The organism is Streptomyces sp. NBC_01116 (assembly GCF_041435495.1).
GTDB lineage: Bacteria > Actinomycetota > Actinomycetes > Streptomycetales > Streptomycetaceae > Streptomyces.
Genome location: NZ_CP108644.1, coordinates 6842023 through 6857313, shown reverse-complemented (window position 1 = coordinate 6857313; position 15291 = coordinate 6842023). Strand labels below are relative to the sequence as shown.

Genomic DNA, 15291 nt, shown 5'->3' with positions numbered 1-15291 from the left:
GTCGGCCGTCCCGGCGACCTGACCTGCAAACGTTCGCGGAGGGGGCGGCGCGTGCTCCGCGTCCGCGCCCCGGTTCGCCGGTCGTCCTGCCCGCTCACTACGGGCAGAGCGGGCGGGGCTCGGGGCCCGGGGGCACGCTCTCGTGCCATCGGTCGGCGGTGAACGCGCCGCCCGCCCAGGCGCACAGTGACCGAACCGGGTCGGCCGCCGCTCCGACGTTCCACAGGCGTGCCGTGCCGTCCTCCGCCCAGCTGGCCAGCGTCGTACCGCCGGGGGTGAACGCGGCACCGATGACACGCGCGCCGTGTCCTTCCATCGGATCGCCGATCTGGCGCCCGCTGGCGATGTCCCAGAGCCGGACCGTGTGGTCGTTGCCCCCGGTGGCGAGGGTGCTGCCGTCCGGGCTGAACACCACGGACGTGACGCCGCCGCGGTGGCCCCGCAGTGGCGACCCGATCCGCTCCTGTGTGGCCGCGTCCCAGAGGCGCACGGTGTCGTCGCGGCTCGCGGTGGCGAGCGTCGTACCGTCCGGACTCCAGGCCACCCCCGCCAGCTGCGCGGTGTGATCGATCGGGGTCTCGCCGGTACGGCGGTGCGTGGCCATGTCCGAGAACGCCACCGTGCCGTCCTCCGTGGCGGTGGCGAGCGTGCGGCCGTCCGGGCTCACCGCGAGGCTGAAGGACCAGGCGCCGAGCGCTGAGCCGGCGGGAGGCCGTGCCGTCAGGTCCCATACGTGCACGGACTCCGGACCGCTGCTGACGAGGGTCCTGCCGTCCGGGCCGAACGTCAGCGCACCGACCTCGCCCGCGCCGACCAGCGGTTCGCCCACGGGGCGTCGGGTCGCGACATCCAGAAGTCGTAGCCCGTCGGACCCGATCGCGAGCACGGCGCCGTCGGGGCGGAACGCGAGGGTGGGGCTCAGCTCGTCGACGTCGCGCGCCAGCACACCGCCGACGCGGCGTCGTGCGGCGACGTCCCAGAGGCGCACGGTCCCCTCGGAGTCCACGACGGCCAGGGCCCGTCCGTCCGGGCTGAGTGCTGTCGCCTTCTGTGCCCCCGTGTCGATCGGCGCTCCGGTCTGCCGCAGTGTACGGATGTCCCAGAGGCGGACCGTGGTGTCGTCGCTCGAACTGGCGAGCACCGATCCGTCCGGGCTGAAGGCGACGGCGCGGGCCGTGGTGGTGTGGCCGATGAGCGGGCCGCCCACCCGGCCGCCCCGCCGGAGATCCCAGAGCCGCACACCACCGTCCTGGTACGCGGCGGCGAGTTTCGTACTGTCGGGGCTGAAGGTGATCGTCGTGATCCCCGTGGAGGGGGTAGGGATCTTCTCTCCGATCGGGGTCCTCGCCGCGGCGTCCCACAGCTGGAGGCCGCCGTCGATGTCGGCGGCGGCGAAGGTCTTGCCGTCGGGGCTGAAGGAGAGCGACGTGACGATGCTGCCCCGGTCCTTCAGCACCCCTCCGACCGGTGTGCGGGAGGCGATGTCCCAGAGCCGTACGCCGTCCTGGGCGGCCCAGGCGCCCTTGCTGCCGTCGGAGGCCAGGGCGAGGAACTGTCCCGGGCCGACGAGCGGCCGGCCGATCTGGCGGCGGGTCGCCAGGTCCCATACCCGTACGGTCCCCGAGAGGTCCTCGTCGGCGGTGACGAGTGTGCTGCCGTCGCGGCCGAAGACGACGGAATGGACCCTCCCGGCACCGCTGTTGAAGGGGGCGCCGATCTGCTTGCGGCGGGCCACGTCCCAGAGCCGGGCGGTGCCGTCGAAGCCCGAGGTCGCGAGGGTCCTGCCGTCCGGCGCGAAGGCGATCGAGGTGATGCTCCGGTGATGCCCGATGAGGGGACGCCCCACCGCCCGCTGTGTCCCGGTCCGCCAGAGTCTCACCACCCCGTCGCCACCACCGGAGGCGACGGTCCTGCCGTCGGGGCTGAACGCCACCGCCTCCACGGGCACCGAGTGGGAGAGCACTCCGGACGCCGGATTGGCCGAGGCGTCGAGAACGGCGAAACGGGTCTCCGGAGTGGGGCTGATCCGCCACGCGGCCAACGCCTTCACCCGGGCGGCGAACGGGTCCCGGTCGGCGAGCAACGAAGCCTGGGTGATGAGCTGTTGGACAACGGCATGGTCGCGCTCCCGCGTCGCCTCGGAACGTGAGAGGACCGCGACCACCGCCAGGGTGCTCGCGATCAGCAGCAGACAGCCCAGGGCGGCTGCGACGCCCCTGGCCGTCCGCAGGTTACGCCGGGTTTCGCGGAGTCCTTCCGAGCGGAGTGCGTCCTCGGAGAGGCCGCGCACCACGGAGGCGACGCCGAGGGCGACACCGTCGACGTCGGGAGAGAACCCCGCGTCCTCGTCCGGGAGCAGGTCCACGACCTTCCAGACGGGTTGCCGCGCGAACTTCCCTGCCAGCCGGGGCGGTAGCGCCGTCGACCGTTCCGGGTCCCAGTCGCCCCGCCGCTCGTCCCACACCAGCCGCCCGGCCGTGACGACGAGCAGGACGGTCTCCACCGACCTGTGCTCCAGCCACCACGCGATTTCCCGGTCGACCCACACCGAGGACCTCGCCTCCGGCGACGCCAGGACCACGAGCCAGTCGGAGCGGGCGAGACCGGCCTCGATCTTGCCCCACAGTTCCGGGCCGATCGACACACCCGTCCGGTCGAGGAAGACCCTGATACGCGGCGGCCGGTACCAGGGGCGGGACTGCTTCTCGATCACCTGCCGCAGGCCGGGCAGCCATCGCCGGTCGCGCTCACCGCTGTAGGACAGGAAGACGCCGTACCCCAGCTCGGTCCTGACCCGACCGCGGGCGGGCGCGAGGGACCGCAGCCGTGCGGACGCCGAACCCAGCCCGCGCCCGCGCGGCCACCAACGCGTCCGCATCAACCGGTCGGCAGGTAGTCGCGACCGTCCCACCGCAAGGTCACCTTGGCGGTGGCGCCTTCGGCGCAGGAGGGATCACACCCCTTGATGGACTGGACGATCGCATACGCGCCGTCCTTGCCGGGACCGGCGGTCCTCGCGTAGTAGTAGGCGAATCTGCCGCCGCTGTAATGGTCGTCCGCGCTCCGCCAGCCGATGTCGGCGAATCCGTCCGCGGTGGGGACGAGCACCAGGACCCCGTCGTAGCGCCCGGGGTTGTAGATCACGAAGGTGTTTCCGGTCGAGTCGGTCGCCGGAGCGGCGAAGCGCAACGGGTCCTCCATGCTCCAGTTGGCGTCCACCTCGACAGGGTCCAGCGCACGCCCGTTTCCGGTGACGGCCGCGACACAGCCGGTCGGCCGGCTGACGGACACGGGCCGCTGGACCAGGAACACGCGGACCGGCCCGAGGTCCGGATGCTGGATGTCCCGGTGGTCGAGCGGCTTTCCGGCGCACCCGGCCGCCGGCGGCGGGGTCGGCGGGAACGAGGCGGCCGGGCCCGCCGACGCGGTTGGCCTGCTCCCGGCCGATCCGCTTCGGTCCGGCCCGTCGGCATCGGAGCACCCGACGACGAGCACCGCCGCCAGGGCCGGCATCAGCAGGGAGGTGCGAGCGACGGCCGAGCCACGCCGGAGGAACGGTCGCCGGAGGAACGGCCGCCGTAAGAAAGGCAAGGAGCTGGGAGACATGTCGTTCCCTCTGCTTCGGGGTCGAGACCGATCAGGTGGAAGGACCTCGCATGCTATCGCGCGACCGACACGCGGTGGAGGGCCGTGGACCCGAGCGCAGGTGTGCACCCGTACCGCCTTCCGCATAGTCGCCAGTTCGTTCGATGTCGTGTCCACCGGCCGGGCGTTCCCGGCCCCGGCCTCCGCACCTCCGGCCGTCTCCGCGCCACCCGGCCTGCGGGCGTGGAGGTGTCAACCCAGCTACGGCGAGAGCCCTTTGGGCCCGTGGCGAAGCCGTTTGGCGATATGTTCGTTCCCACCGGTCACGTCGCCGGTACGTACAGCGCACAGGGGCACGAGGGGTCGGTGGGAGCGGATGAGCACAGCGCAGCCCGGAGGGGTACCGAACCAGAGGTGGAGGATCCTGAGGGGCACGACGCTCCGGCTGCTGAGCGCGGCGGTCATCGGGGCGGTCATCGGGCTCGCCGTCTTCAGCCTGACCCAGGTGACGAGCCGCAGCCTGTTCGCCATCACCGGCGGCATCGCCGGCGCGGCTGCCGTGGTCGCGGTCCAGTGGTACCAGCGCACCGCCCGCCTCACCGAGGTGAAGGTGACGGTCCCGCAGTTGAGCGAGCTCACTTTCGCCGTCAACAACGATTCCCGGCAGGTGGCCTGGCAGTTGTTCGTGGAGACCGTGACGAGGGTGTCCACCCAGCCGCTCGCCAGCGACCAGGGGGTGGTCCGGGAGGCGCTCAGCTCCATGTACGGGCTCTTCGCGACGACGCGCGAGACGCTGAAGGCCAGCCGCCCGTCCGCCGCCGTGCCGAGCGGGCAGACGGTGGAGTACCTCGCGATCACGATGCTCAACCAGGCGCTGCGCCCGTTCCTCTCCCACTGGCACCCGCTTCTGCAGGATTTCGAGAGGGCGCACCCGGACAGCCCGGAATCGGCGTGGTCGCGGAACGCGGCCTGCCGGGCCGCGTTGCGGGAGGTCCAGCGCGACATCTACGACTACGCGGTCGGCTTCGCCCGCCTCGCCGGTGTACGTGAGGCCGAGGCGCTGATCGGTGTCGTCCCCGCGCCCCGCTCACCCGAGGGCGGGACGGACGGCGACCACAGGCCCTCGACGGACGGCGCCGCGCGCACCCGGGGCTGAGCGGGCGTCGCGCCCCGGACGTCGCCGGACCGCGGGTCCGGCGCCCGCGGCACAGGTGGGGTGGGACATCTACGCGCGGCAGGGGGCGTCGACGGCCAGACCGCTCAGGTACCGGTCGTAGTCCGCCTTGCTCAGCGGGTCGTCCACGATGCGGCACAGCTTCGCGCGCCAGCCGGAGATGTCGAGGGACCGGCTCAGGAGAGTCCCCGCGGAGTCGAGGGTGAGGACCTCGCTGTCGGAGCCGGGCACGACCTGCAGGGAGGGTTCTTCCGCGGAGGACGGGGCGGGTGCTCCCAGCACCCACTCACCCCTGTGCTCGCCGCTTCCGGCGTCCCAGAACTCCAGGCCGCTCCGGGTATCGGTGCTGAAGGCGTGCGCCAGGGTGCGGGCGTCGCGGCTGAAGACCACTTCCGGGAGTCCCGGCTCCTCGACCACGGAGCTGAGGACGGCCCGGCCGGAACCGACGTCGAAGAGCGAGATGCGCCCGTCGGAGTCCACGGAGGCCAGCTTCTCGCCCCTGTGGCTGACGGCGACCCGCAGGTTCCGTGACGAGGGGGGCGTCCCGCCCGTCATCACCTCCTCGAAACGCTCCTCGCCCGACCACCGCCACACCTGGACAGCGCCCACGGCCGACTCGACGGCCGCCAGGGTCCTGCGGTCGCCGGACATGGCCAGGAGCTGGTACGGGCCTTCCTCGGGGAGGAGGGTCTGCTTCACGCTCCAGGTCCGGGTGTCGATCAGGTGGATGCCGCTGTCCCAGGCACTCACCACGTGGATGTCGTCCGCCAGGTAGAACAGACGCAGCCCCTGGTCGGGTCCGAACCGGTAGTCGAAGGACTTCTCCTCCCCCACCGGCTTCCCGGTGCGGGGGTCCCAGGTGGAGAACACGCCCTCGTCGACCACGGTGACCCGGCTGCCGTCGCTCGTGGCGGCGACGGCCGTGTCGTGCGCGCGCATCGGGCGGGGTATCCGGCCCAGTCTCCGGAGGCCGCTTTCGCGGTCGGAGACGGCCCAGAGCTCCGTACCCTCCGGCCCGGGCCGGTAGGCGATCCGTCCGTCCGCGGCGAGTTCACCCGCCTTCAGCCGGCCCTCGTTCGGCAGGGTCCGCTGAAAGCCCGCTCCGTCCGCGGCGAAGAGCGAGACGGCTCCGTCCCCGGACCCGGCGGCCACCCACCGGCCGTCGTTCGAGACCGCGACGCTCTTGACGGGCCACGCGAAGGAGCCCAGTGTGCGCGGTCGGCGCAGCGTGGAGTCGAAGAGGGCGACCTGCTTGCCCCGGGCGGCCACAACCGAACCGGAGGCGTCCGCCGGAAGCGCGGCGTGTCCTAGCGAACCCGTGGCCGTGGCGAGCCGCTTGCCCGCGCGGAGGTCCCAGAGCTCGGCCGCCGCCCGGTCCGTCGAGCCGAACAGGACCGTACCGGTAGCGCCTGCCGAGAGGGTGACGGAGCGGTCGGCGATCGGGATGTCCGGCAGTGGGCCGGCGTTCTTCCACTGCCGGGTCCTCGGATCCCATGTGCTGAGGCCGGCTCCGGAGGTGTCGAGCGCCCTCAGGAGACGGGAGTCCGCCGTGAAGGAGAGCCGGAGGTCCCCTCCGGCCCGCCGGTGGTCGACGCGTTCGCCGGTGTGCGCGTTCCAGACGGTGAGCCACAGGGTGTCCTCGTCTCCGGGCGTCCGGTAGGTGGCGGCGATCCACCGGGCGTCGCCGGACATCGCGTACGCGTGCAGGCGTCTGTGCGCCTGCGCCAGCTCCCTGCCCTCGCTCGCGGTGATCGTGCGGAGCAGTTTCGCCCGCCGGACGTCCCAGACCTCCATCCTGTTGTACGAGGTTTCCAGCATCAGGGTCCGGCCGTCCGCGCTCAGTTCCAGCGCGCCTCCGCCCAGGGGCCACTGGGTCCTGAGGTCCTTCATCTCGCGGCCCTCGCGGATGTCGTAGACATGCACCTCCCGGTCCCGTCCCGCATCTCCGCCCAGGTCGGAGAAGTAGGCGAGTGTGCTGCCGTCACCGCTGACGGCGACCTGGGTGGCGGCGTCGCCCCCCGAGCCGCTGTAGCTGGCGGCGGCGCCCAGTCCGCCCTGGAGATGGCGTGCGACGCCGCTGTTGGCGTCCATGGCCCGGGTCAGCGCCCGCGCCGACTCGCCCGTCGGCTCGACCTCGTCCGCGTACAGGGCGAACTGGGCGGCCCTGCGCGGATCGGTGTCGGCCAGCTCCATGGAGTGGGCCGCGAGCGCCTGTGACGCGGAGACGAGAGCACGGTCCAGGGCCTCGCCGCGCATCTTCCAGGCATAGCCGCCCACGGCGAGGGAGGTGGCGAGGAGGAGCGAGAGGACCGTGACGGCGCCTCGGAGCAGGCGGAGCGCGATACGGCGCTGCCGGATGTCCTCACTGTCCAGTTCGTCCTTGTCCCGGCCGTGCAGGGGTGCGGCAAGGGCCGCGACGGCGCTGCGGAACTCCGGCTGCCGCAGGGAGTACTTCTGGCTCGTGCGCACCTCCACCAGGTCCACCCAGAGCGGCTCGGCGCGGAACACCCCTTCGAGCATCCGCGGCAGCGCGGTCGTCCGGGACCAGTCGAAGTCGCCCGCCGAGGGGTCCCAGTGGACGGTCCCGGAGCCGACCGCGATGAGGATGCGCTCCGGCGAGCGGTTGTCCAGCCAGAACTGGATCTCCTTCTGGACCCAGCGCGAGGCCGCCGCCTCGGGTGAGGCGAGGTAGATGAAGTAGCGGGACCGCTCCAGCTCACCGAGGATGGACGACCACAGGTCGTGGTTGGCGGAGAGGCTCGTGGTGTCGCGGAAGACGCTGATCTGCTGACGTCGCGTCCATGGCCGCGCGAGTTCGTGCATGCCCCGCTGCAGGGCCTGCGCGAGCTCCCTGTCGCGCAGATGGCTGTACGAGATGAATCCGTCCCGGTCCATCGACGCTCCCCCGACGTGCCCACTGGCCAACTGACCCACTGAACCTACTGACCCACTGACCTACTGACCTACTGACCTACTGACCTACTGACCTACTGGCCCACTGAACCTACTCACCCACTGACACACTGACCCACGGTCCGGCAACTCGTAGGATCGCACGTGGTGTTCGACGCCCATCGGCGTTCACTCCGCCGAGGTTCACATGACACCCTCAGTGGCCCGAACAGTCAAAAACCCTTGTTACACGCTCACTTGTGAGCGAAGTCGGAATGCCTCTGTGCGATCGGTGCGCAGATTTTTCAAGGATTCACCCATCCGGAGGTGCGCACTACGGCATAGGATCATGCCGCGCGCCGCTGGGGCCTCTCCTGCCCCACGGGCACCGCTCCCCCCACCGCAAACCTCGTCCCCCCACACACCAGCACGCCCTCACCGACACCCCCACGATCCGTAAACAGGTACAGGTATCCGCGTGTCACCGATACTCGAGCCCGGTTCCGGCGACGGAGCCGCGCAGTGAAAATCAACCGTCGCCTCGTCCTCCTCGTCACGGCACCGCTCACCGTGGCCGTCGCCTTCTCGGTGCTGGCACTCGCACCCGCGACCAGCCAGGCACTCCAGGCCGACCGGCTGACCTCGATGGTCGAAGCAGCCGCCGGGGCAAGCGAGTTGGCCAACCGATTACAGAGCGAGCGGGCGGCGGCCACCGCCCTGGTCTCCGAGCAGACAGACGCCGAAGCCTTCCGGCTGCGCACGAACGCGACCGACGAGAGCGTCGCCGGATTCCTCGGCCGGACCAAGAGCCTCTCCTCCGTACCCGGCAGCGCACAGGGCGCCCTGGACCGCATCGAGCGCTTCATCGAGGAGATGCCCGGCCTGCGCGCCCAGGTGCGCTCGGGAAGCAGCACCGTCTCCGCCCTCGCCTTCGGCTATCGCATCGTGATCGCCGACCTCAACAGCTACCGCGACGGCATCGCGCAGGCGGACGGCGTGGACGCCGATATCGCGGACCGGATCCGCGCCGCCGCCGCCCTGTCCGAGGCCGCCGAACACACGGCCCAGCAGCAGGTCACCGTCATGAGGGCGCAGGCCGCGGGCGGCTTCACCACCGCCTCGCAGCGCACGTTCGACGCCGGCCGGATGGGCTACACCGAGTCGACCGGCGCCATGTTCGACCTCGGGCCCGGCGCATGGCGGGCCTGGCTGGAGCGCACCCTCTCCGGTACGAAGGCGCTGGAGGCCCGGCGCCTTGAGGACGAGATCGGACGGACGGGCGCCGGCAAGGACATCACGGTCACCCCGAAGGAGTGGCAGCAGGCCGCCGACGACCGTCAGGAGCTGCTGCGTTCGGTGGAGAAGCGGGTCGACGCGGCCGTCCTCGCCCAGGTCTCCGACGTACGCACCACCCTCATCTGGACGGCGGGCGCGGAGGTCGCGCTGGTGGTGCTGACCCTGGTCGGCGTCGTCGTCGTCGCGATCCGGCTGGGCCGCGCCATGGTCCGGCGGCTGCGCGATCTGCGCAACGCCGCGCATGAGGTCGCCCATTCCGGGCTGCCCGCCGTGATGAGCGAGCTGTCCCAGCCCGGCGCACTGCGCGGCGCGACGCCCGAGGAGGTGGCCCGGCGGACCGGCGACCCGGTCGGGACCACGGGCGAGGACGAGATCGGCGAGGTCGGTGAGGCGTTCAACGCCGTCCACCACGAGGCCGTCCGCCTCGCGGCCCAACAGGCATTCGTGCACGATCAGTTGGCGGAGACACTGGTCGGGGTCGCACGTCGGGGCGCACGGTTGACCGCGGTCATGGTGTCGGAGCTGGACACCGTGCAGCGCGATGAGGCCGACCCCGTGCGGATGAAGACCCTCTTCGCTCTCGACCACCTCGCCGTCCGCATGGAGCGCAACACCAACAACCTCCTGGTGCTGGGTGGTTACGGCAACGCCCGGGTGCGCTCGGCGGATGTGGGCTGCTCCACCGTCATCGTGGCCGCCGCCCAGCAGATCGAGCGGTTCGACCGTGTCTCCCTGGGCGTGATCGAGTCGGGGATCGGGATCACCGCCCGCGCCGTGCACGACGTGGCGCACATCCTGGCGGAGCTGCTCGACAACGCGACCCGGTACTCGCCCCCGGACAAGCAGGTCGGGGTCGCCGTCTGGCGGCTGTGGGACCGGGCCGTCGTGCAGATCGTCGACGAGGGCGTGGGCATCACGGCGGAGCGCCGCGCGGTCCACAACGCCGCGCTGCTCGAACCGCAGGCCGGCATCGGCGACGTACGGTCCATGGGGCTGCATGTGGTGGCACGGCTCGCCGCGCGCCACGGCATCGTCGTCGAACTGCGCGACTCCTCCGGCCCCGGCACCATCGCCGAGGTCACCCTGCCCGCGCAGGTGCTGGCCCTGGACCTGGAGGAGGACCAGCCTCCGACGCCGGGCACACTCGGCGGCGGCTCCGGCTACGAGGCGCCCCGGCCGGTCACACCGCCGGGGCCGAAGGGCCGCCGGCATCCGGCCGCGGCCGGCGCGCGCCCCGGCCACGACAGCACCCCGGTCGGGGTGGGCCCCGTCGGCGGCGAGCGGGAAGCCACGTCCGGCCACGAGGGGCCCCGCGGCGGCGGGCCAGGCAGCGGCACACCCGATCAGGAACACGGCAGCACGCCCGCGCCGCACCCCGTGCACGCCGAGCCGGTGTCACGTGTCGCCGGCGTCAGCTCCTCGGGGCTGCCCCTGCGGCAGCGCAGAACGCCTCAGCAGTGGCCCGCCCCGGGGAAGCGGGAGGGTGCCGAACAGCGCCGCCCCGGAGCCGGCGCTCCGCGGCCGTCGCCCCGCCGACGGGACTCCCGACAGGTCTCCGACGTGCTGGCGGCCTACGCCCAGGGGATCAACCGGAGCACGAACCACCGGGGGCGTTCCGCCCCGGACGACACCACCGAACGGACCGAGAAATGACCACCTCCTCCGACCTGAGCTGGATCCTGAGCGATTTCGCCGGGCGCCTCCCGGAAGTCACCCAGGCGATAGCCGTGTCCGTGGACGGACTCGCGCTGGCGTACACCGGTGTGGAACGCGACGACGCCGAGCGGCTGGCCGCCATCGCGTCCGGCGTCGTGAACCTGCTCTCCGCGGCGGCACAGTTGACCGACACCGATCCCGTCGAGCACAGCCTCACCGCAATGGAGGGCGGCTACATGTTCTCGATGGCCGTCTCCAGCGGCGCCTCGCTGCTGGTCACCACCACCAGGGACGCGGACATCGGCGAGGTCAGCTACATGATGTCCGAACTGATCAACCAGGTCGGCGACTCGCTGTCTCCCCAGGTCCGCGATCCGAGCCTCCCGCCCCTTCGCTGACCGCCGGTCCGGCCGTCTCCCACCCCGGGACCACTCGCCGGCCGGGACTCCCACGGGTGCGGCGGCCTCCCCGCCGCACCCGTTCCCACCGGCACCCCGACGCCCCTTCCCCCGACACTGTGATGAGAGCCCCCATGTTCTTCTCCGCCCCGTCCCGTCCCCACCGCCGCGGATTCCGGTCGGCCGGCGCTGCCGCCCTCGTCCTCGGCCTGACGGCCGTCACCGGTTGCAGCGGCGACAGCGGCGCCGGCGACGACACCGTGAAGGTCGGCCTGGTCGCCTCGCTGTCGGGCACCTACGAGCCGGTCGGCACGGAGCTGCGGGACGGTTTCAAGCTGTATCTGGAGACCCACGGCAACAAGCTGGGCGGCCGCAAGGTCGAGCTCATCGTCGCGGACGAGGGCGACGGCCCGCCGACCGCCGTGCCCGCGGCCACCAAGCTGGTCAAGAAGGACAAGGTCGACGTGCTCACGGGTCTCGTCGGCGGCGGCTCGGTCAACGCCGTGCTGCCGCTGATCCAGCAGGCCAGGATCCCCTTCCTGGGATCGAACGCCCGGCCCCCGGTCAAGGACATCGAGTACGTCTGGACGACGAGCTTCCTGTCCGACGAGCCGGGCCGGGCCATCGCCCCGTACATCAAGGAGAAGGTCGACGGACCGGTCTACGCGATCGGCCCCGACTACCAGGGCGGCCACGACGAACTGCGCGGCTTCACCGACGAGTTCAAGCGGGTCAAGGGGAAGCTCGCCAACCCGGACGGCAAGACCACCTGGACGCCGTTCCCGAAGACGACCAACTTCATGCCGTACTTCGCGGAGATCGCCAAGACGGACGCCGAGGCGGTGTACTGCTTCTACGCGGGTAAGGCCGCGATCGACTTCGCCAAGCAGTACGCCCAGTCGGACATCGCCGATCTGCCGCTGTACACGGCCTTCGTCACCGAGGGCAGCGTGCTCCAGGCGCAGGGCGCGGCGGCGAAGGACATCTACTCCGTCCTGAACTACGCGGCCGACCTGGACAACGAGGCCAACCGCACGTTCGCCGCCGACTGGACCGCGGAGCACGACACGCAGCCCACCACCTACGCGATGGCGTCGTACGACGCGGCCGCCGTGCTGGACAAGGCGATCGCCGACGCGGCGAAGGACGGCGACGTGACGTCGGAGACCATCAACAAGGCCATCGCGGGTCTGGGCCAGATCGACAGTCCGCGCGGCGCCTGGGAGTTCGGCGACAAGGCCCACTCGCCGGTGCAGACGTGGTACCTGCGCCAGGTGCGGCCGGACGGCGCCCAGTTGGCCAACGTCATGGTCCAGGACCTGGCGACGCTCGGCAGCTGACGTGGATCTCCTCGATGCCCACCTCGTGCCGGCGGTGGACGGCGTGGCCTTCGGGCTGCTGCTGTTCGTGGTCGCCGCCGGCCTGAGCCTCGCCTTCGGCACGGCGGGTGTGCTGAATCTGTCGCACGGCACGCTCTACGCGATCGGCGCCTACACGGGGGCCGAGCTGAGCGACGGGACCTGGGGCGGTCTCGCCCTCGGTCTGGCGGCCGGAACCGCGGCGGCGTGCGTCGCCGGGGCGGGGCTGTCCGCCGCGACGGCTCCGCTCGCCCGGCGCGGGCATCTCGCGCAGGCCCTGCTGACGTTCGGGCTCGCCCTGATCGGCGGTGACCTGCTCATCCAGGTGTTCGGGGCGGACGAACTCCCCGTACGCGTCCCCGAAGCGCTCGACACCTCGGTGACGCTGCTGGGGCACCGCTACCCCGCCTACCGCCTCTGCTTCATCGTGATGGCCGTGCTGCTCGCGGCGTGCGGGACCTGGGTGCTGACCCGGACCCGGATGGGCGCCGCGGTACGGGCCGCCGCCGACGATCCGCAGATGCTGGCGGCCACCGGTCGCAACCCCAGGGCGGTGCACACCGGCGTCCTCGCGGCGGCGGGTGCGCTGGCCGGGGCGGCGGGCGTGCTGGGGGCGCCGATCATCGGTCCCGGCCCCGGTACGTCCGAGAACGTGCTGATGCTCTCCCTCGTGGTGGTCGTGCTGGGTGGGCTGCGCTCCCTGTGGGCGACCTTCTTCGCGGCGATCGCGGTGGGCGAGGTGCAGACGCTGGGCGTCTCGCTGGCGCCCGACCTGGCGCCGTATCTGCTCTTCGCCGCGATGGCGGCGGTGCTGGTGCTGCGCTCCCGCTTCGCGGAACCGGCGGCGGCGCACGGCCCCGAGGGTGCCGCCCAGGACCCGGTCGCCCGGCTGCGAAGCCGCCTCGTCGCCGTGCTGCGGCGACGACCGCTGCCCGCCTGGACCAGCCGGCTGCCGGGTGGGCCCGCGTGGCGGCAGGCGGCCCCGCTGCTCGTGCTGCTCCTGGTGCTGATCTCCCTGCCGGCCCTGCTCGACACGTACAGCATCTCGCTGGCCGGTTCCGCCCTGGCCCTGGGGCTGCTCGCGGTCAGCGTCACCGTCCTCACCGGGTACGCCGGGCTGCCCACCCTCGGGCAGACCGCGCCGTTCGCCGTGGGCGCGTACGCCACCGCGAACCTCGCGGAGGCGGGGTGGACCGTGGGCCCCGTGCAGCTCGTCCTCTCGGCGCTCGCCGCCGCCGTCTTCGCCCTGGTGGTGGGTCCGGCGGTGATCCGGGCGCGTGGCACCACCGTCCTGATGATCACGCTCGCCATCGGGGAACTGACCGGCGCGGTCGTCAACCAGCTCAAGTCCGTCACCGGCGGCGCGGACGGCCTCGTCGGCTTCCCGGCCACGCGGGCGCTGTGGGGCGGGGAGGAGATGCTGGAGGAGAGCCAGCTGTACACCTACGCGCTCGTCGTCGCCGTCGTCGCCGTCTCCGTCACCCTGCTCGTCCTGCGCTCCCCGGCGGGGAAACTGCTGACCGGCACCCGGGGCGCCGAGGCGCGGATGCGCGCCTCCGGGCACCCGGTGGGGCGCTACCTGCTGGTGGCCCACATCTGCGCGGGCGCGCTGGCCGGGGTGGGCGGTTCGCTGATGGTGACCGTCCAGCAGTACCTCTCCCCCGCCGACGTCGGGTTCGAGATCGCCGCGTTCGCCCTGCTGGCGGTGGTCATCGGCGGTACGACGTCGGTGATCGGCGCCCTGCTGGGCGCCGGGCTCATCGTCGCCACCCGGGACTGGGTCGCCGGTTCCTGGCCCGGTCACGGGCCGCTGCTGCTCGGCGTGCTCTTCGTCGCCACCGTGTACCTGCTGCCGCGCGGCCTGGCGGGGCTGCGCGGCGGACCCGGCGGCGGGAGCGGGGAGAACGGGCCGCCCTCCGATACGACAGGTGCTCCCGGAACACCAGGGGCGCCCGGGGCGCTCGGGGCACCCGGGGTCTCCGCCGCTTCCGCCGCCTCCGCCGCCTCCGCCGCCTCCGCCGCCGAGGATCAACCTCCGTCCGCGCCCGCCCCGACCTCCGCCGGGAAGGCCTCCCCATGACACCGTCACCCGCACCGACCACCACGCTCCCTCCCGTCCTCGCCCTCGACCGGCTCACCCGCAGGTACGGCACACTCACCGCCGTCGACGACGTGAGCCTGTGTCTGCCGGCAGGGGCCCGGCACGCCGTCATCGGCCCCAACGGGGCGGGCAAGACCACCCTGCTCAACCTCATCGCGGGCACCGACCGGCCCGACCACGGCACGATCGCCCTGGACGGCGCCGACATCACCCGGACCTCCACGGTGAAGCGGAGCCGTATCGGGATCGCCCGCAGCTTCCAACAGCCATCGGTCATAGCGGAGTTGTCGGTGCTGGACAACATCGTCCTGGCGGGCTGGCCGCACCATCCGCAGCGTCGCGGCGCCTGGCGCAGACCGTCCCGCCACCGGCAGCACAAGGAGTCCGCGGGCCGTCATCTGGAGACGGTCGGCCTCGCGGACCTCGCCCACCGGCCGGCCTCGACGCTCTCGCACGGGCAGCGCCGCCTGCTCGACCTCGCCGCCGCGCTGGCGGGCGGCCCCCGGCTGCTGCTCCTGGACGAGCCGGCGGCCGGGCTGACCGACGGCGACATCGCCCGGCTGCTCGGCGTCATCGGCGCCCTGCCGTCCAGCGTCGCGGTCGTCCTGGTCGAGCACCATGTCGAGGTGGTCGCCGAACTCGCGACCTCCGTAACCGTGTTGGCCGCGGGGAAGGTGCTGGTCGACGGACCGACCCAGGAGGTGCTGGCGCATCCGGAGGTCCGGGAGGCGTACCACGGCACCGGCCCGTCGGCGGGCCCGGACGCCGCCCGGGCCGAGGCGATCCCGACCGTCTGCCCGTCCCCCACCGACGCGAGAGGATGACCGCCCC

Annotated in this window: 9 protein-coding genes; 6 read left to right on the top strand and 3 right to left on the bottom strand. The window is 72.4% G+C overall.

The window, feature by feature from the left end:
- Positions 1–97: 97 nt before the first annotated feature.
- A complete protein-coding gene (locus OG245_RS30075) occupies positions 98–2911 on the bottom strand; it encodes a TIR domain-containing protein (RefSeq protein WP_371626500.1) in 2814 nt (937 codons plus the stop codon).
- Positions 2878–3513 carry a hypothetical protein gene (locus OG245_RS30070; protein ID WP_371626499.1) on the bottom strand — a complete coding sequence of 212 codons (636 nt, stop codon included), beginning with the start codon at positions 3511–3513 and terminating at the stop codon, positions 2878–2880. Before OG245_RS30070 ends, OG245_RS30075 begins: the two co-directional genes overlap by 34 nt.
- 448 nt (positions 3514–3961) lie before the next feature.
- Here OG245_RS30070 and OG245_RS30065 point away from each other — a divergent pair, with 448 nt between their 5' ends.
- On the top strand, positions 3962–4741 hold the full coding sequence (locus OG245_RS30065; RefSeq protein ID WP_371626498.1) for a hypothetical protein: 780 nt from the start codon (positions 3962–3964) through the stop codon (positions 4739–4741).
- A 69-nt stretch (positions 4742–4810) separates the two neighbouring features.
- On the opposite strand, the gene OG245_RS30060 is transcribed toward OG245_RS30065, so the two are convergent.
- Positions 4811–7654: a toll/interleukin-1 receptor domain-containing protein gene (locus OG245_RS30060; RefSeq protein ID WP_371626497.1), complete on the bottom strand. Its 2844-nt coding sequence runs from the start codon at positions 7652–7654 to the stop codon at positions 4811–4813.
- Positions 7655–8173: 519 nt separating this feature from the next.
- On the opposite strand from OG245_RS30060, the gene OG245_RS30055 reads away from it, so the two are divergent.
- The 5 genes from OG245_RS30055 to OG245_RS30035 all read left to right on the top strand — a co-directional run bounded on the left by OG245_RS30055 (position 8174) and on the right by OG245_RS30035 (position 15284).
- Positions 8174–10600, top strand: a complete 2427-nt coding sequence (locus OG245_RS30055) for a nitrate- and nitrite sensing domain-containing protein (protein WP_371626496.1) — start codon at positions 8174–8176, stop codon at positions 10598–10600.
- Complete coding sequence (locus OG245_RS30050) at positions 10597–11001, top strand: roadblock/LC7 domain-containing protein (RefSeq protein WP_371626495.1); 405 nt, start codon at positions 10597–10599, stop codon at positions 10999–11001. The genes OG245_RS30055 and OG245_RS30050 overlap by 4 nt, the downstream gene beginning before the upstream one ends.
- Positions 11002–11135: 134 nt before the next feature.
- A complete protein-coding gene (locus OG245_RS30045; protein ID WP_371626494.1) occupies positions 11136–12341 on the top strand; it encodes an ABC transporter substrate-binding protein in 1206 nt (401 codons plus the stop codon).
- A gap of 1 nt (position 12342) precedes the next feature.
- Positions 12343–14439 (top strand): branched-chain amino acid ABC transporter permease, encoded by a 2097-nt coding sequence (locus OG245_RS30040; protein ID WP_371626493.1) that lies wholly within the window; start codon positions 12343–12345, stop codon positions 14437–14439.
- A complete protein-coding gene (locus tag OG245_RS30035) occupies positions 14436–15284 on the top strand; it encodes an ABC transporter ATP-binding protein (RefSeq protein WP_371626492.1) in 849 nt (282 codons plus the stop codon). The genes OG245_RS30040 and OG245_RS30035 overlap by 4 nt, the downstream gene beginning before the upstream one ends.
- The last annotated feature ends 7 nt before the right edge of the window (positions 15285–15291 follow it).